Source organism: Spirillospora sp. NPDC052269 (assembly GCF_040679435.1).
Taxonomy (GTDB): Bacteria; Actinomycetota; Actinomycetes; order Streptosporangiales; family Streptosporangiaceae; genus Spirillospora.
The window spans coordinates 409499-425525 of record NZ_JBFAUU010000005.1 but is presented as its reverse complement, the minus strand read 5'-3'; the positions used below and the strand labels follow the sequence as shown (position 1 = coordinate 425525).

The following is a 16027-nucleotide window of genomic DNA, read 5'->3' as shown; positions in this document are numbered from 1 at the left end:
GTCAGAGCGTGTAGTCGTAGCGGAGGAACCCGTTGAACCGGGCGACCTTGTCGTACAGGGCGCGCGCGGTCTCGTTGTGCTCCTGGGTCGTCCAGTACAGGCGGGACATGCCGCGCTCGCGGGCGGCGTCGGCGACGGCCTCGATCAGCCCCCGCGCGACGCCGCGTCCGCGCACGTCACCGTCGACGAACAGGTCCTGCAGGTAGCAGCCCCCGTCGTCCCAGACGGTGACGTGGAACAGGTAGTGGGTGATCCCGACGAGCCGCCCGTCCAGCCGCGCCCCGAGCGCGAGGACCTCGTCGCCCTTCAGCAGGCGCGTCCACGCGAGGTCGTACCCCTCGTCGGGGACCTCGGTGCGGTAGAACGCCTTGTACCCGCGCGCGAGCACCTCCCAGGCGTCCCGCTCATCCGGACGAAGCGGCCCAATCTCGATCATGCCCGCATCCTGCCATGTCCCACCGACATCGGGCGTCCGCGCCACGGGCCCGAATCCTGCTCAGACCTCCGTCCGGACGGGCTCGGCGGCGGGCACCGGCGCCAGCACCGGGGTCGCGCGTCGGCGGCGGAGGCCGAGGGTCGTGATGAGGGCTGCGGCGACGGCGATCGCGACGGGGACGAGCATCGCGGTGTGCAGGGCGTCGAGCTTGTCGGCGGGGCCGTCGCCGGTGAGGGCGGCGACGTTCACGGCGGTGACGACGGAGACGCCGAGGGCCGTTCCGAACTGGATGGACGTGTAGAGGAGGCCGCTCGCGAGGCCCTGCTCCGACTCGTCCACGCCCTCGGTGGCGGCCATGGTCAGGGGGCCGTAGCCGAGGGTGAAGGCCAGGCCGAGGAGGACGAGGCCGGGGAGCATCATGACGTAGGTCCAGTGCGGGCCCGCGCCGAGGAAGATCGCGTAGCAGGCGGTGGCCAGGAGCGTCGCGGCGAGGATGACCCGGGTGAGGCCGAAGCGCTCGACCAGGCGGGGCGTCAGGGTGGGCGCGAGGACGAGGTCCAGGCCCGCGACGAGCATGGTCAGGCCGGTCTGCATCGGCGTCCAGCCGCGGACCTCCTGGAGGTAGAAGGTCATGAGCAGCTGGAAGCCGCCGAACGCGCCCATGAACAGGAGCGCGGTGGCGTTCGCGCGCAGGAGCGGGGCGGAGCGCAGGACGCCGAGCCTCACGAGCGGCTCTTGGACGCGTCGCTCGACCACGACGAACGCCGTGAGCAGGACGATCCCGGCGGCGAAGACGGCGGCGGTCAGGAGCGGGCCGTCCGAGGCGTGCTCCAGGCGGACGACCCCGTAGACCAGCGCGGACATCGCGGTCGTGGCGAGCAGGGCGCCCGGGACGTCCAGGCGTCCGCGCGCGTTCTCCTCGTCGTCCCGGACGAGCGGGACGGCGGCGACCAGGATGAGCAGCGACAGGACGACCGGCGCGAAGAACACCCAGCGCCAGCCGAGCGGGGTGAGCAGGCCGCCCGCGACGAGGCCGAGCGTGAAGCCGCCCGCGGCCGTCGCCGCGTACACCGACAGCGCGCGGGTCCGCTCGCGGCCCTCCGGGAACGCGGCCGTGACCAGCGACAGTCCGGCGGGCGCGAGGAACGCGGCGGCGACGCCGGTGGCGAACCGCGCGGCCAGCAGCATCCAGCCCTCGGTCGCCAGGCCGCCGAGCCCGGAGAACACCACGAACACCACGAGCCAGGACAGGAACATCCGGCGGCGGCCGAACAGGTCGGCCGCGCGTCCGCCGAGCAGCATGAAGCCGCCGTATCCGAGCACGTAGGCGCTGACGACGCCGCTCAGCGCGCCGGTGGACAGCCCCAGGTCGGCCTGGATGGACGGCAGGGCGACGTTCAGCATCGCGATGTCGATCCCCTCGAGGAAGATCGCCCCGCACAACACCAGGAGTGCGCCCCAACGGCGTGAAGTACTCATCTCGGTCCCGCTACCTCTCCACAGCGCAAACCGACGGTTCCCCTTGGGCCCGTCGGTTACCTCTTGATACCGACAGCATCGTCGGGCACCATCGAGCACTATGGAAGACGGCACTTCTATGTCCCCCGGTTACTGCGCGGATACCGCCTCTGACCAGGGCTTCGACATCTCGCACTGGGACTCTCGGGAGGACTGCGAGACCCGGCAGATCCTCGACCGCGTCGCGGACAAGTGGTCGCTGCTCGTCATCGCGCTGCTGGACGAGCGCAGCCTGCGCTTCACCGAGCTGCGCCGGTCGGTGCAGGGCGTGAGCCAGCGGATGCTGACCCGCACCCTGCGGCATCTGGAGCGGGACGGCCTGGTCCACCGGACCGTCCACCCCGTCGTCCCGCCGCGCGTGGACTACACGCTGACGCCGCTGGGCGCGAGCCTGCACTCGACCATCAAGGCCCTGGTCGACTGGACCGAGCTCAACAAGGGCGCCATCGCCACCGCGCGGGACGCCTACGACCGGCGCGCCGCCGAGGAGGCCGAGATCGCGGCCACGGCCCCGGCCCTCCGGCACGCGGCCTCCTGACGGGCGACCGCCGAGAACGCGCGCGCGAGGGCCGGGCCCGGCGGGCGTTCAGGCGGACTCGGTGGGGAGGCCCGCCTCGGTCCAGTCCTGGATGCCCTCCTTGTACTTGCGGACGTCGGTGTAGCCCATGGCGGTGAGCCGGTCGGCCACCTGGCCGCTGTTGGGGCACGCCTCGTTCGAGCAGTAGGTGACGATCGCGGCGTCGCGGTCGGGCAGGCGGTTCGCCGCTTCGGCGTCCACCTCGCCCGGGTTCATCGGGATCGCGCCGGGCAGGTGCTGCTTGGCCCAGTACTCGCCGCCCAGGGCGTCCACGACCGTGACCTTCCCGCCGTCGATGGCGGTCTTCAGCTCGTCACGGGTGATGAGTGCGGTCATGACGACATCCTCTCGAGAGACGGACTATAGTCCGTTTCGTGTCTGAGGACAGTAACGGACCACGGTCCGGTTATGCAACGCCATTGGAACTGCTGCGCACGCCGCCGCCCAAGGAACGGGCGGACGCGGCGCGCAACCGCGCCGCCGTGCTCGAGGCCGCCGCCCGGCTCTTCGCCGAGCACGGCCCCGAAGGCGTGTCCATGGACCAGATCGCCACGGCCGCCGGGGTCGGCAAGGGGACGCTGTTCCGCCGCTTCGGCGACAAGGCGGGGCTCGCCGTCGCCCTGCTGGACGCCCGCGAGCGCGACCTCCAGCAGGCGATCCTCGGCGGCCCGCCACCGCTCGGCCCGGGGGCGGAGGCCGCCGAACGGGTCGAGGCGTTCGTCCTCGCCTACCTCGACCACCTGCTGAAACACCTGCCGCTGGTGCGGATGTCGGAGACCGCGTCCCCCGGCGCGCGGTACCGCATCGGCGCGTACCGGTTCTGGCACCAGCACCTGGCGCTGCTACTGAACGGCGACCCGGACCCGGAGGCCGCCGCGCACGGCCTCCTCGCCACACTCAGCGCCGAACACGTCTCCGCGCTGCTGCCCGAGCTGGGCGAGGAGCGCCTGCGCGCGGCGCTGACCCGCCTGGCCCGGGCCGTGACGCCACCGGCGCCGTAGCCAGGGGCGCCACCGGCGCCGTAGTCGGAGTCGGCGCCTTACTCAGGATCGGCGCGTCCGGCGGAGGTAGTACGCGACCGTGACGACGCCCAGGAGCGGTCCCCAGGCGAGCAGCGGCGCGTAGGTGGCGAGGAGCAGGTTGAGCTGCCACTGGTGGGCGAAGGTCTGGTCGAACTCCGGCGTCGAGTGCGCGAAGAAGGCCGCGTACATGCAGATCGCGGTCACCAGGATCGCCCCGAGCGCCGCCGGGACGGCCGCCGCCGGCGTGGGGATCCTGCGTCCGCCGAGCCCGGGGATCCAGCGCGGGACGCGCTCGCCCCAGGTGCTGACCAGACCCACGGTGAGGAACGCCGCTCCCTCGCTGACCAGGCACAACAGGATCATGTAGCCCCACTGCGGCAGCCATGAGGGCGTGTCGCCGTTCACGCCGTCCGACATGGGCGGATGCTCGGAGATCGGCAGGTGGAACACACCGAAGGCCAGCCGCCACAGGCATGACGGCAGGACGGCCCAGGTCGTCGCGTGGGCGGCGATGACGACCCAGCGCGGCACGCCTTCGACGGGGCGTCCGTGCAGGCGGGCGTACGCGGCGGCGAGCGGGTTCCGGCGGCGCGGCCGAGCGGTGTCGATCATGATCTGCTCCCAGGGGGACGGCAATCTCGTTGCCCCAGCCTCCGCCGCGACCCGTCCGGCACACCTCCCCCGTGATCACCATCCGCCTCCCCCGCAGGTCGTGTCCGGCCCTGCCCCGGGCGGGGGAACCACACGCCCACCACCTGCGCGAATCCCTGGCTCCTTGACGACCGGACCATTATGAACCTACGTTCATGAATACGCGTTCATTTAGGAGGACGGCATGACCGTGCAGATCGTGAACACCGCGCAGGCCGAGGCGTGGAACGGTGGAGAGGGCGCGCACTGGGCCGCGCACCACGACCGCTACGACCGGCTGAACAGGCCCATGAACGCCCATCTCCTCGCCCACGTCCGCGAGGGCGACGCCGTCCTCGACATCGGCTGCGGCAACGGGCAGCTCACCCGGCTGGCGGCGCGGCGCGGGGCGAGCGCGCTCGGCGTGGACCTGTCGGAGCCGATGCTCGCGCGTGCGCGCGAACGGGCCGAGGCCGAGGACGTGCCGAACGTGCGCTTCGAGCAGGGGGACGCGCAGGTCTTCCCGTTCGCCCCCGCGTCCGCCGACATCGTGCTCAGCCGGTTCGGCGTGATGTTCTTCGCCGATCCCGTCGCCGCCTTCGCGAACATCGCCGGCGCGCTCCGGCCCGGCGGACGGCTCGCCTTCGCCTGCCTGACGTCCCTGGAGGGCACCGACATGGGGACGATCCTCCAGGCGGCCATGGCGGCACTGGGCACGGCCCGGCCGACCAGCGGTTCTGACGGCACCGGCCCGACCTCGTTCGCCGACCCCGCGCGCACCGAGGACGTCCTGACGAGGGCGGGCTACACGGGCGTCGACATCCGGCGCGTCGAGGCCCCGCAGGTCTGGGGCAAGGACGCGGCGGACGCGGCGGAGTTCCTCTGCGGCTGGGGCCCGATGACGTTCGCGTTCTCCAAGGCCCGGCCCGAGGCGGTCGTCGCCGCGCGCGAGGCCGTCCGGCGCGAGATGGCCCGCTTCGAGGGGCCGGACGGGGTCACGACGCTCGGGACGGCCTGGCTGGTGACCGCGCATTACGATGGGGCCGATGTCCCCGAGAACAGCGGCGGCGGTGCGGGACGGCGACCGCAGCCTGCGTGACCACCTGGTGGCGACGGCCGAACGCCTGATCGCCGAGCGCGGCATGGCCGACCTGACGGTCCGCGCGATCGCCCGGGCCGCCGGGGTCGCCGACGGCGTCCTCTACAACCACTTCGCCGACAAGGACGAGCTGCTCGCGGAGGCCTGGTGGGCGCGCATCCGCGCCGTCGAGCAGAGCCTTCCCGCGTTGCCCGTGCCCGGTGAGGGCACCGTCGCGGACGGCGTGCGGGCCCACCTCGCGTACGGCCTGGGCTTCCACCAGGCGGTGATGCCCGGGATGTCCACCCTGCTGGTGCGCCCCGAGTTCCTGGCCCGCATCGCCGCCGCCCACCCGCCGGCCGAGGACTGGCGTGACCGCCTGCTCGCCTGGCTGCGCGCCGAACGCGACCTCGGCCGGATCGCGGCGTCCGCGCCGGTGGACGCCGTCGCCGCCATGATCGTCGGCGTGTGCCACGAGACCGTCCTGAACCACCTGCTGCGCGGGATTCCGGCCACGCCCGAACCGCCGCCCAGCACGTGGCTGGACGACCTGGTCAGGGCCGTTCTCCCGGCCCTGACCAGCCCGACCGCTCCCTAGACGTGCTCGCCTAGTAGGTCATCGCCATGGCCTTGCGGACCTCGGCCAGCGTGGTCTCGGCGATCTCGTTCGCGCGCGCGTTGCCCGCGGCGAGGACGGCCCGCAGCTGCGCCGGGTCGGCGGCGAACGCGGCCCGGCGCTCCCGGATCGGACGCAGGAACTCGTTCACCGACTCGGTGACGACGCGCTTGAGCTCGGCCGCGCCGCGGTCGCCGATCTCCGCCGCGACGTCCTCGGGGGCCCGGCCCTGGGTGAGCGCGGCGAGCTGCACGAGGTTCGAGACCTCGGGACGGGTCTCCGGCGCGTAGGCGATGTTCCGGTCGGCGTCGGTCTTGGCCCGCTTGACCAGGTGCGCGACCTCGTCCGCCGTCGAGGACAGCGCGATCGCGTTGCCGCGCGACTTGCTCATCTTCTGGCCGTCGGTGCCGAGTAGCAGCGGGACGTCGGACAGCAGGCACTCCGGCACCGGGAAGACCTCGCCGTACCGCTCGTTGAAGCGGCGCGCGACCGTCCGGGTGATCTCCAGGTGCGGGGCCTGGTCGCGGCCCACCGGCACCAGGTCGGCCTTGCAGAACAGGATGTCGGCGGCCTGGTGGACGGGGTAGGTGAACATCAGCCCGCTGACCGCGTTCTGCCGGGAGTGCTCGATCTCGTCCTTGACGGTGGGGTTGCGGCTCAGCTCCGGCACCGACACCAGCGACAGGAACGGCAGGAACAGCTGGTTCAGCGCCGGGACGGCCGAGTGCGTGAAGATCATCGCGGTGGCCGGGTCGATCCCGACGGCCAGGTAGTCGGCGATCAGGCCGAGGACGCGCTCCTCCAGCCGGTCGGCCACGTCCCGGTCGATGATCACCTGGTAGTCGGGGATGATCAGGAAGACCTCGACGCCCGCGCGCTGCAGCGTGACGCGGTTCTCCAGCGTGCCGAAGTAGTGGCCGAGGTGGAGCGGCCCGGTCGGGCGGTCACCGGTGAGGACGCGGTGCCGCGCCGCGTCCCTGGCGACGCGTTCGTGGAGTTCCGGGGCGGTGACGGTCATGCTCTTCTCCTTCGAAGGGCGGTTCCGGGGCGGACCCCTCGAAAAGGAGAAGGCCGCCCGGTACTCGGACGGCCTGCGCGTATGCCTGGGTCAGCCGTCCGAGGACGGCCACCAACCAAGACAGACGCTGAGATGCATGCGCTCACTGTACCCGTCCGGACGCGTCGCCGCCCGGAACCGTGATCAACACCGAAGCGGATAATCCACTACGGAACTAGTATGGGTGCATGACCTCTCTCGCACCCGCCTCCCGCGTCGAGCACGACGTCTCCTTCCTGTTCGACCACAACGGGCACGTCCTGCGGACCCGGATGTCGGCGGCGCTCGCCGAGATCGGGCTGACCCCGCGCATGCACTGCGTCCTCGTCCACGCCCAGGAGGAGGAGCGCACCCAGAACCAGCTGGCCGAGATCGGCGACATGGACAAGACCACGATGGTCGCCACCGCGGACGCCCTGGAGCGCGGCGGCCTGGCCGAGCGCCGCCCGTCCTCCAAGGACCGCCGGGCCCGCGTCATCGCGGTCACCGAGAAGGGCGCCGAGGTCGCCGCGCGGAGCCAGGAGATCGTGGACTCCGTCCACGCCGAGGTGCTCGCCGCGCTGCCCGAGGACGAGCGCGAGGTCTTCGTGCGCGCCATGAACCGGCTGGCCACCGGCCTGCTGGCCGAGCCCGTCGCCTCCACCTCCGCCCGACGCACCCGCGAACGCGCCCTCTAGCGAGGCGAGCGTGCCCGTCACCCGAGGCGGGCGTGCTTGCTAGCCGAGGCGGGCGTGCTCGCTACGTACCCGCGGCGAAGGCTCCGGCGGAGGCGGCGAGGACGGCCGTTCTCGCCGCGTGCTCGGGGAGGTCCGGGTCGGGCGGCGTCCGGAGCAGGACGAGCCGGTGGTAGATCGGGGCGGTGGCGGCGACGAGCAGTTGCCGCGCGTCCGTGCCGGGCGGGATCTCGCCGCGCTCGACCGCCCGCGCGACGATCACCTCGCAGCGGATGTAGCGGTCCTCCCAAAGCTCGCGGACGCCGCGCGCCGCCTCGTCGGAGCGGAAGGACGCCGCGATCAGCGCGGAGACGAGCGGCGGCCGCGCGGTCAGCGCCGTCTGGCTCTCCTGGTTCAGGGCCGTGAGGTCGCCCTGGAGCGAGCCGGTGTCGGCGGGCCGCCAGTCGTCGTCGCCCGCCGCGTCGAAGACGTCCGCGAGCAGTCCTCCGACGTCGCGCCAGCGCCGGTAGACCGTGGCGCGGTGCACGCCCGCGCGGGCCGCGACGCCGTCGATCGTCAGCGCGTCGTAGCCGTTCTCGGCGAGCTCGGTCTGGACGGCGTCGAGCACCTGCCGCCGGACGCGTCCGGTCCGTCCGCCCGGACGGCGACGCGGCGCGCCGTCCTCCGGGTCGTCTGAAGGGGTTTGCTCGCGGGACGGGGTCATGCCAGCATCTTAATGCATCACTTGTCGCATTAATGGAGTGCCGATGACCGCGCCGAACGCCCTGCCGACCGATCCGGACGTGCTGCACCCGATGCCCGGACAGCCGCGGGTGGTGCTGCTCCGGCCACTGGTGACGTCCCCGCTGATCGAGGTCGGCGAGTACTCGTACTACGACGACCCGGACGACGCGACCGCCTTCGAGGCCCGCAACGTCCTGTACCACTACGGGCCGGAGAGGCTGGTCATCGGGAGGTTCTGCGCACTGGCGACCGGCGTGCGGTTCATCATGAACGGCGCCAACCACCGCATGGACGGCCCGTCGACCTTCCCGTTCCCGACCATGGGCGGCGCGTGGGCCGCGCACTTCGACCTGCTCACCGGCCTGCCGAACCGCGGCGACACCGTGGTCGGCAACGACGTCTGGCTCGGGAACGGCGCGACGGTCATGCCGGGCGTCCGGATCGGGCACGGCGCGATCATCGGTTCGGGCGCGGTCGTCACCTCGGACGTCCCCGACTACGGGATCGTCGGCGGCAACCCGGCCCGGCTCATCCGCAGCCGCTTCTCCCCCGGGGACGTCGCCCGCCTGCTGGAGATCGCCTGGTGGGACTGGCCGGTCGAGCACATCACCGCGAACCTCCGGACGATCATGTCCGGCGGCGTCGACGAGCTGGAGGCCGCCGCCCCGGACCGCGCCTGACCCCTTCCATCACATCCCGGATTATCTAGATCCGAAACATATAGTCCGCAACAGAACTATCTGTTAACGTCTCTTCCGTCGCGCCGTCGAGGCGCGGCCGGGCCCGGTCGTCTCGCACCGGACCCGCGGCGTGGCGGAGGAGAAGGTTGTGGGAAGCGTTCGATCGCGGGCCCTGGCGCTGGCCGTGCTGTGCGCCGGGCCGTTGATGATCATCTTGGACGGGTCGATCGTGACGGTCGCGCTGCCGTCGATGCAGCGCGACCTCGGGCTCGGCGACGCGGGCCTGACCTGGGTCGTCAACGGCTACGTGATCGCGTTCGGCGGGTTGCTGCTGCTGGCGGGCCGGCTCGGCGACCTGGCCGGACGGCGGGCCGTGTTCGTCACCGGGATCGCGCTGTTCACCCTCGCCTCGGCGGTGTGCGGGGCGGCCACCGGACCCGCGATGCTGATCGCGGCGCGGTTCGCCCAGGGCGTCGGCGGCGCGCTGACCTCGGCGGTCGCGCTCGGAATGATCACCACGCTGTTCAGCGCGCCCGCCGAGCGGAACCGCGCGCTGTCGGCGTTCGCGTTCACCGGCGCGGTCGGCGCGTCCCTCGGGCAGGTGCTCGGCGGGGTGCTCACCGACGCGCTGAACTGGCACTGGATCTTCCTGATCAACCTGCCGCTCGGGCTGGTCACGGCGCTGGCGGCGCTGCGGTACCTGCCGTCCGACCGGGGCCTGGGGTTCTCGGCGGGCGTGGACGTCCTCGGCGGGTTGCTGGTGACCGCCGGGAGCATGCTCGTCGTCTACACGATCGTCCGGACCGAGTCCTCCGGCTGGGGCCTGCCGACGCTCGGCCTCGGTCTCGGCGCGCTGGCGCTGCTCGGCGGGTTCGTCGCCCGGCAGGCCACCGCGTCCGTCCCGCTGATGCCGCTGCGCGTGCTGCGCGACCGGAACGTGTGGGGCGCGAACCTCGTCCAGTTCGTCATCCTGGCCGCGCTGTTCAGCTTCCAGGTCATGGTCGCGCTCTACATGCAGAACGTGCTGCGCTACAACGCGTCCGAGACCGGGCTCGCGATGCTTCCCGCGGCGGGCGCGATCGGCGTCGTGTCGCTGTTCGCCGCGGCGCGGCTCATCGACCGGTTCGGGGCCCGGGCCGTCCTGGTGACGGGGCTCGTCCTGCTGCTCGCCGCACGGGTGCTGCTCACCCGCCTCCCGGTGGACGGCCACTTCGCCCAGGACCTGCTGCCGCTCATGCTGCTGACGGGCGGGGGCGGGCTCGTGCTGCCCGCGCTCACCGGGCTCGGCATGTCGGGCGCGAAGCCCGAGGACGCCGGTGTGGTGTCGGGCGTCTTCAACACGACGCAGCAGATCGGCGCGGCCCTCGGCGTCGCGGCCCTGTCGGCCGTCGCCGCCGCGAACACCGACGGGACGTCCCGCGCGGCGCTGACGCACGGCTACCACGTCGCCTTCTGGGTGGGCGCCGGGCTGCTGACCGCCGGGATCGTCCTGTCGCTGGCCGTCCTGCGCCGGGTTTCCCCCACCCCCGCCCTGTCCGCCTCTCCCGAGTCCGCGTCCTCTCCCGCCGACGCCCCGGCGATCGCCGGCCTCTAGAAAAGGAATCCACGATGACCACGTATGGCCCCGGAGACGGTCCCGCCCCCTCGGTTCTCACCGACGAGGAAGTGTCCAAGCTGATCGAAGAGACCACCTTCGGCGTGCTGGCCACGGTCAAGCGCAGCGGGCACCCGCACATGTCGACGGTCGTCTTCTCCTGGGACGAGAAGGAGCGGATCGTCCGCGTCTCGACCACCGCGGACCGGCTGAAGGTCCGGCAGCTCCGCAATGACCCGCGCGCGTCCCTCTATGTCTCCAGCGACGACCACATGGCGTTCGGCGTCGCGGAAGGGACGGCGGAGTTGTCGGAGGTCGCCGCGGAGGCGGGCGACGCGGTCTCCCGCGAACTGCTGGACATGCTGGGGGACTTCTCGGACCCGGCGGACGAGGCCGCCTTCCTCGAGCAGATGGTCAAGGACCGCCGCGTCGTCATCCGCCTCCGCGTCGAGCGCCTTTACGGGACCTCGCTGCTCAAGTAGTGGAATCCCGGAGGGTCGTGCATGAGGAAGTCGCGGTGGGAGATGTTCCAGCCGTAAGCGCCTGACATGCCGAAGGCGACGATGTCCCCGACGCCGATCCCGGCGACGGGGACATCGCGCGCGAAGACGTCCTTGGGAGTGCACAGCTGCCCGACCAGCGTGACCTCGGCGTCCCGCACGGACGGAGCGCCGGGGCGTCCCGTCCGCCGGGGGACGACGGTGAACGGCTGGTCATGCCGCTTCGCCGCCGGGGTCCGCAGGTGCATGGTCCCGCCGCGCAGGACGGCGTACCAGCGTCCGTGCGCGGGCTTCACGTCCAGGACCTCGGTGACGTACCAGCCGCAGTAGGCGGTGACGGCCCGTCCGGGTTCGATCCGCAGGGTCTCCCCCGGACGGACGAGCCGCGCGATCTCGCGTCCGTAGGCCTCCCAGTCGAACGTCCGGGCCGGGGACGCGTAGTCCACCGCCATGCCGCCGCCCAGGTTGAGCTCCGGCTCCTCGACCCCGGCCTTCTCCGTCCACGGACGCGCCCAGTCCAGGATGTCGCGGGACTGGGCCAGCAGGTCCGGGACGTCCAGGCCCGAGGCCAGGTGCGCGTGGACGCCGCGCAGGCGCAGCCACGGCGCGGACGCCAGGATCGCGTGGCACTCCTCGATCAGGACGGGATCCATCCCGAACGGCCCGGACATCGCGAGCGCGACGCCCTCCCGGTCCCCGGCGAGGTTCACCCGCAGCAGCACGTCCGCCGGGCGGCGGTTCGCGGCCAGCCTGGCCAGCTCGAACGGCGACTCCACGTGCAGGCGGTCGCCGCCACGGAGGCGGCCCGCGGCCAGGTCCAGCTCGGCGTCGGTCTTGCCGGGGCCCCCGAAGGCGAGCCGCGCGTCCGGCAGGACGTCCCGGACGTGCCGGAACTCGCCGCCCGAGGCCACCTCGAACCCGTCCAGGTGCGGCGCGAGCGTCCGCAGGACCGGCGCGTCCGGATTGGCCTTCGCCGCGTAGAAGACCTCGATCGGCACCGCGTCCCGGATGCGGCGCGCGTGGGCGCCGAGAACGTCCAGGTCGTACACGAAGGCGGGCGTCCGTGGGGTTTCCCCCATCCATGCCCGGAGCCGGTCGGTGAGCATTTCCCCATTCTCGCCAGGCTGCGAGGATGATCGCCGGGTACACCGGAACGTCCGGGACGTGGATCGTCCAACGCACCGAGTGAAGGAGCACGAGATGCGACAGGTCCGGCTCGGATCGACGGGGCTGCGGGTCTCGCGGATCTGCCTGGGCATGATGAGCTACGGCGACCCGGCGAACCGGTCGTGGATCCTGCCCGAGGACTGGGCCGAGCCGATCGTCCGGCGGGCGGTGGAGAGCGGCGTGACGTTCTTCGACACCGCCGACGTCTACTCGGGCGGCCGGTCCGAGGAGGTCACCGGCAAGCTGCTGGCCTCGATGTTCCCCCGCCGCGAGGACTACGTGCTCGCCACCAAGGTCTACTTCCCGACTGGCACCGGCCCCAACGACCGCGGCCTCGGACGCAAGCACGTGATGGCGTCCGTCGACGCCTCGCTCCGCCGCCTCGGCACCGACTACGTGGACCTCTACCAGATCCACCGCTGGGACGACGAGACGCCGATCGAGGAGACGATGGACGCGCTGCACGACATCGTCCGGGCGGGCAAGGCCCGGTACCTCGGCGCGTCCAGCATGTTCGCCTGGCAGTTCGCGAAGGCTCAGCACAGCGCGCCGACCCCGTTCGTCTCGATGCAGAACCACTACAACCTGGTCTACCGCGAGGAGGAGCGGGAGATGATCCCGCTCTGCCGGGACCAGGGTGTCGGGGTCCTGCCCTACAGTCCGCTCGCGCGCGGCCTGCTCGCCCGCCAGGCCGGGACGGCCCGCCTGGACGGCGACCCGATCCTGAAGCAGTTCTACGACGAGGCCGACCTGGACGTCGTCCGGGCCGTCCGGGAGGTGGCCGCCGAACGCGACGTCGCGCCCGCCCAGATCGCCCTGGCGTGGCTCATGGGCAAGGACGGCGTCACCGCCCCCATCGTCGGCGCGACCCAGAGCAGGCACGTGGACGACGCCGTGGCCGCCACCGACCTCGAACTCTCCGAGGACGAGATCAAGCGCCTGGAGGAGCCCTACAGGCCGCACCGCGTCATCGGCCACGAGTAGCCCCGCCAATCCGGCTATTCGACCAGTTTCAGCCGGTGCGCCACCGCCGCCGCCTCGGTCCTCGACGAGACCTGGAGCTTCGCGAGGATGTTGGAGACGTGGACTCCGGCCGTGCGGCCCGAGATGAACAGGTGCTCGCCGATCCGCCGGTTGCTGTAGCCGAGCGCGACCAGCCGGAGCACCTCGGTCTCACGCGGCGTCAGCGGCAGGGACGATGTCTCGGAGACGAAAGGGGTCGCGCCCAGCGACGTGGTCAGCGCGGTCGACTCCCCCACCGCGCCCGCGCGCATGAGGGCGTACGCCAGGCGGTGAGGATGCTTCAGCGCCCGCCAGGCGTCGGCCGCGTCCTGCCAGGAGGCGTGCTGCCCGGACGCGTCGCCCAGTTCGGCCAGGACGGAGAGCCGATGCGCCTCCTGGACGGGCCCGACGACAGGAAGATCCGCCGCCAGCGCCCGGATCCGGGGGCGATGTGTCCTGGTCCGGCGGGCCGCTGTGTCGAGCAGAGGCCAGACCTGGCGTGGGTGGGCCGTCAGGTCCGGGGCCGACAGGACGTCCGCCAGCAGCGCGTCCGGATCGGAGGCCACGGCGCATTCGAGATCCAGCAGGCGAAGCTGGAACATGCGGCCGCCATAGGTGGCGCTCAGGTTCCGGCGCGCTTCCATGGCGGCCGAGGCCGCGGCTTCGGCGTCGCCCTCGGCCAGCTCGATCTTGCCGAGGGTGGTCAGGGCGAGGGTGCGGAACAGCGGCGGCGGATCGCGGTCCAGGCAGGCGGTGAGGACGGCACGGGCCTCGGACCAGCGGCCGAGCGCGACCAGGGCCTCGGCGGACAGGGCGGTCAGCCCGGCTCCCTGGTCGCGGGCGAGGCCGTGCTCGCGGGCCGCCTCGATGCCCTCGAGAGCGCGCTCCCAGGCCCGTTCGTCCTCGCCCATGGCGTGCAGCGCGTCGGCCTCGCACATGATCGCGATGCACCGGGACGTGGCGTCGCCCGAGGCCAGGGCCAGACGCTCGGCCTCGGCGGTGCGGGTCGCGGTCTCGTCCAGGTCGCCGGAGAGGGCCGCGAGGGCGGCGAGGGTGAGCTGGGCCCAGGCCCGGACGCGTTCGTCGCCGTCCATCTCCAGCGCCCGGTGCGCGAGCGTCCGGGCCTCGTCGAAACGGGCCATCAGGTAGAGGCGGTTCGCCAGCGTGGACGTCAGGCGGGCGCGGTCCGGGCCGTCCTCGAGGAGGGCGACGCCTTCGCGCAGGTCGGACAGGCCGTCCTCGCCCAGGCGGTGGGCCAGCGTGCTGCGCAGGTCCAGCAGGAGGGCCCGGCGGCGGGGCGAGTCGATCAAGGACAGGGCCTCGGTCACCAGCTCGACGCCGCGTCCGGCCTCGCCCGCGTAGAGGCACGTCGCGGCGGCGAGGGACAGCGCCATCGAGCGGTCGGCGTCGGGAGGCAGGAGTGTCAGGGCCCGTTCGAGCATCCGCAGCTGCTCGGGGTAGGCGTGCATGTCGGCGGCGGCCTGCGCGGCACGCCAGCAGGCGGCGAGGGCCTCCTCGCGCTCACCCGCGGCCTGCCAGTGGGCGGCGAGCAGGGGCAGCACGCGGTCGGCGGACGCCAGGGACGGCTCGCCCTGGAGCGCGCGCCCGAACCGCAGGTGAAGGCGCGCACGCTCGCTCGGCAGCATGTCCTCGTACACCGCCTGCCGGACGAGATCGTGCCGGAAGGCGTGGCAGTCGCGGTCCGGGCGCGCGAGCACGCCCTGCTCGATCGCGGACCGCAGCGCCGCCTCCAGTTCGGGTTCGGGCAGGTCGGCGGCGGCGCCGAGAAGGGCGAGCCCGGCCGGTCCCTCGGACGCCGACAGTGCCCGGACGACCTGGCGCGACGCGTCCGGGAGCGCGCGGAAACCGGTCAGCAGCAGGTCGCGCAGGGGCGTCGGCGTGCCGTCCGGACCGGCGTCGGCCAGCGCCTCGGCGAACAGCGGGTTGCCCGCGCTGCGCCGGTGGATCTCGGCGGCGAGGCGTCCCGGCGGGGCGTGGCCGAGCCGGGACGCGAGCAGGCTCCGCACGTCGGCGGCGTCCAGCGGGGCGGGGTCGATCGTCCGGACGGACGGCGAGCGCGTGAGGCCGGTGAGCACGGCACGCAGCGGATGGCCGTCCGGGACGGGCCGATATGTGCCGATGACCAGCACGTTCGCGCCGGACAGGTTCCGGACGAGGAACGTGAGCAGGTCACGGCTCGACGGATCGGCCCAGTGCAGGTCCTCCAGGACGACGATCAGCGGACGGTCCGCCGCCGCGGCCTCCACCAGGGCCAGCACGTCCTCGAACAGCGCGGTGCGGCCCAGCGACGGATCCGCCGCGGGCTCGGGATAGCCGAGGGCGGGCAGCCAGCGGGCGAGACCGCGCCGTCCGCCGCCGGGGACGAGCTCCGCCACCCGCGCGGCGCCCAGGCCTGCGACCAGGCGGCGGGCGACCGTGACGTGCGGCGCGTAGGGCAGGCCGTCCAGCTCCAGGCAGTCGCCGGTGACCGCGCGGGCGCCCGAGGCGTGCCGGACGGCGAACTCCGCGACCAGCGCCGACTTGCCCAGGCCCGCGTCCCCGCCGACGAGCACGGCCGTGACGCCGGGCGCCGCGAACGCCTCGTCCAGGGCCGCCAGCTCGGCCGTCCGTCCGACGAAGACCACCGGACCACCTCCCGCATCTGAAGAGCCCGTGGCGACGGCGTACGTATTCCGGCAGATGTGCCGGACCTCTTCAGAACGCCACCTTCGACACGAAGGCGATTTTAGAAG

At 72.8% G+C, this 16027-nt stretch carries 17 protein-coding genes; 9 read left to right on the top strand and 8 right to left on the bottom strand.

Translation table 11 applies throughout. The features are described 5' to 3' along the window. Position 1: 1 nt before the first annotated feature. A complete protein-coding gene (locus tag AB0L06_RS13410) occupies positions 2-436 on the bottom strand; it encodes a GNAT family N-acetyltransferase (RefSeq protein ID WP_500231231.1) in 435 nt (144 codons plus the stop codon). Between the two features lie 60 nt (positions 437-496). After that, positions 497-1915, bottom strand: a complete 1419-nt coding sequence (locus AB0L06_RS13405; protein ID WP_500231230.1) for an MFS transporter — start codon at positions 1913-1915, stop codon at positions 497-499. A gap of 118 nt (positions 1916-2033) precedes the next feature. On the opposite strand from AB0L06_RS13405, the gene AB0L06_RS13400 reads away from it, so the two are divergent. After that, entirely contained in the window at positions 2034-2492 is a 459-nt protein-coding gene (locus tag AB0L06_RS13400; protein ID WP_500231229.1) for a winged helix-turn-helix transcriptional regulator, read from the top strand. A gap of 48 nt (positions 2493-2540) precedes the next feature. Here the strand turns inward: AB0L06_RS13400 and AB0L06_RS13395 are convergent, their stop codons facing one another. After that, complete coding sequence (locus tag AB0L06_RS13395) at positions 2541-2867, bottom strand: rhodanese-like domain-containing protein (protein ID WP_500231228.1); 327 nt, start codon at positions 2865-2867, stop codon at positions 2541-2543. Positions 2868-2950: 83 nt separating this feature from the next. Between AB0L06_RS13395 and AB0L06_RS13390 the strand changes: the two genes are divergently transcribed. Beyond that, the gene (locus tag AB0L06_RS13390) at positions 2951-3532 is read left to right on the top strand and encodes a TetR/AcrR family transcriptional regulator (protein ID WP_500231227.1); all 582 of its coding nucleotides are present in this window, start codon (positions 2951-2953) and stop codon (positions 3530-3532) included. A 42-nt stretch (positions 3533-3574) separates the two neighbouring features. On the opposite strand, the gene AB0L06_RS13385 is transcribed toward AB0L06_RS13390, so the two are convergent. Beyond that, positions 3575-4165: a hypothetical protein gene (locus tag AB0L06_RS13385; protein ID WP_500231226.1), complete on the bottom strand. Its 591-nt coding sequence runs from the start codon at positions 4163-4165 to the stop codon at positions 3575-3577. Positions 4166-4388: 223 nt separating this feature from the next. On the opposite strand from AB0L06_RS13385, the gene AB0L06_RS13380 reads away from it, so the two are divergent. Next, complete coding sequence (locus AB0L06_RS13380; protein WP_500231225.1) at positions 4389-5282, top strand: class I SAM-dependent methyltransferase; 894 nt, start codon at positions 4389-4391, stop codon at positions 5280-5282. Then, positions 5230-5859 carry a TetR/AcrR family transcriptional regulator gene (locus AB0L06_RS13375; RefSeq protein ID WP_500231224.1) on the top strand — a complete coding sequence of 210 codons (630 nt, stop codon included), beginning with the start codon at positions 5230-5232 and terminating at the stop codon, positions 5857-5859. Before AB0L06_RS13380 ends, AB0L06_RS13375 begins: the two co-directional genes overlap by 53 nt. 10 nt (positions 5860-5869) lie before the next feature. Here AB0L06_RS13375 and trpS read toward each other — a convergent pair whose 3' ends face one another. Continuing rightward, on the bottom strand, positions 5870-6895 hold the full coding sequence (trpS, locus tag AB0L06_RS13370; RefSeq protein ID WP_500231223.1) for a tryptophan--tRNA ligase: 1026 nt from the start codon (positions 6893-6895) through the stop codon (positions 5870-5872). A gap of 227 nt (positions 6896-7122) precedes the next feature. Here trpS and AB0L06_RS13365 point away from each other — a divergent pair, with 227 nt between their 5' ends. After that, complete coding sequence (locus tag AB0L06_RS13365) at positions 7123-7611, top strand: MarR family winged helix-turn-helix transcriptional regulator (protein ID WP_500231222.1); 489 nt, start codon at positions 7123-7125, stop codon at positions 7609-7611. A gap of 61 nt (positions 7612-7672) precedes the next feature. Here the strand turns inward: AB0L06_RS13365 and AB0L06_RS13360 are convergent, their stop codons facing one another. Continuing rightward, positions 7673-8311 carry a TetR/AcrR family transcriptional regulator gene (locus AB0L06_RS13360; protein ID WP_500231221.1) on the bottom strand — a complete coding sequence of 213 codons (639 nt, stop codon included), beginning with the start codon at positions 8309-8311 and terminating at the stop codon, positions 7673-7675. 91 nt (positions 8312-8402) lie between these two features. Here AB0L06_RS13360 and AB0L06_RS13355 point away from each other — a divergent pair, with 91 nt between their 5' ends. The 3 genes from AB0L06_RS13355 (at position 8403) to AB0L06_RS13345 (ending at position 11087) form a co-directional block, all read left to right on the top strand. After that, entirely contained in the window at positions 8403-9011 is a 609-nt protein-coding gene (locus tag AB0L06_RS13355; protein WP_500231322.1) for a CatB-related O-acetyltransferase, read from the top strand. 148 nt (positions 9012-9159) lie between these two features. After that, the gene (locus AB0L06_RS13350) at positions 9160-10605 is read left to right on the top strand and encodes an MFS transporter (RefSeq protein WP_500231220.1); all 1446 of its coding nucleotides are present in this window, start codon (positions 9160-9162) and stop codon (positions 10603-10605) included. Between the two features lie 14 nt (positions 10606-10619). After that, the gene (locus tag AB0L06_RS13345) at positions 10620-11087 is read left to right on the top strand and encodes a pyridoxamine 5'-phosphate oxidase family protein (protein WP_500231219.1); all 468 of its coding nucleotides are present in this window, start codon (positions 10620-10622) and stop codon (positions 11085-11087) included. Here AB0L06_RS13345 and AB0L06_RS13340 read toward each other — a convergent pair. After that, positions 11063-12211 carry a type III PLP-dependent enzyme gene (locus tag AB0L06_RS13340; protein ID WP_500231218.1) on the bottom strand — a complete coding sequence of 383 codons (1149 nt, stop codon included), beginning with the start codon at positions 12209-12211 and terminating at the stop codon, positions 11063-11065. The genes AB0L06_RS13345 and AB0L06_RS13340 overlap by 25 nt on opposite strands. A gap of 94 nt (positions 12212-12305) precedes the next feature. Between AB0L06_RS13340 and AB0L06_RS13335 the strand changes: the two genes are divergently transcribed. Next, positions 12306-13256 carry an aldo/keto reductase gene (locus AB0L06_RS13335; protein WP_500231217.1) on the top strand — a complete coding sequence of 317 codons (951 nt, stop codon included), beginning with the start codon at positions 12306-12308 and terminating at the stop codon, positions 13254-13256. A 14-nt stretch (positions 13257-13270) separates the two neighbouring features. Here AB0L06_RS13335 and AB0L06_RS13330 read toward each other — a convergent pair whose 3' ends face one another. Then, the gene (locus AB0L06_RS13330) at positions 13271-15919 is read right to left on the bottom strand and encodes an ATP-binding protein (protein WP_500231216.1); all 2649 of its coding nucleotides are present in this window, start codon (positions 15917-15919) and stop codon (positions 13271-13273) included. Between the last annotated feature and the right edge of the window lie 108 nt (positions 15920-16027).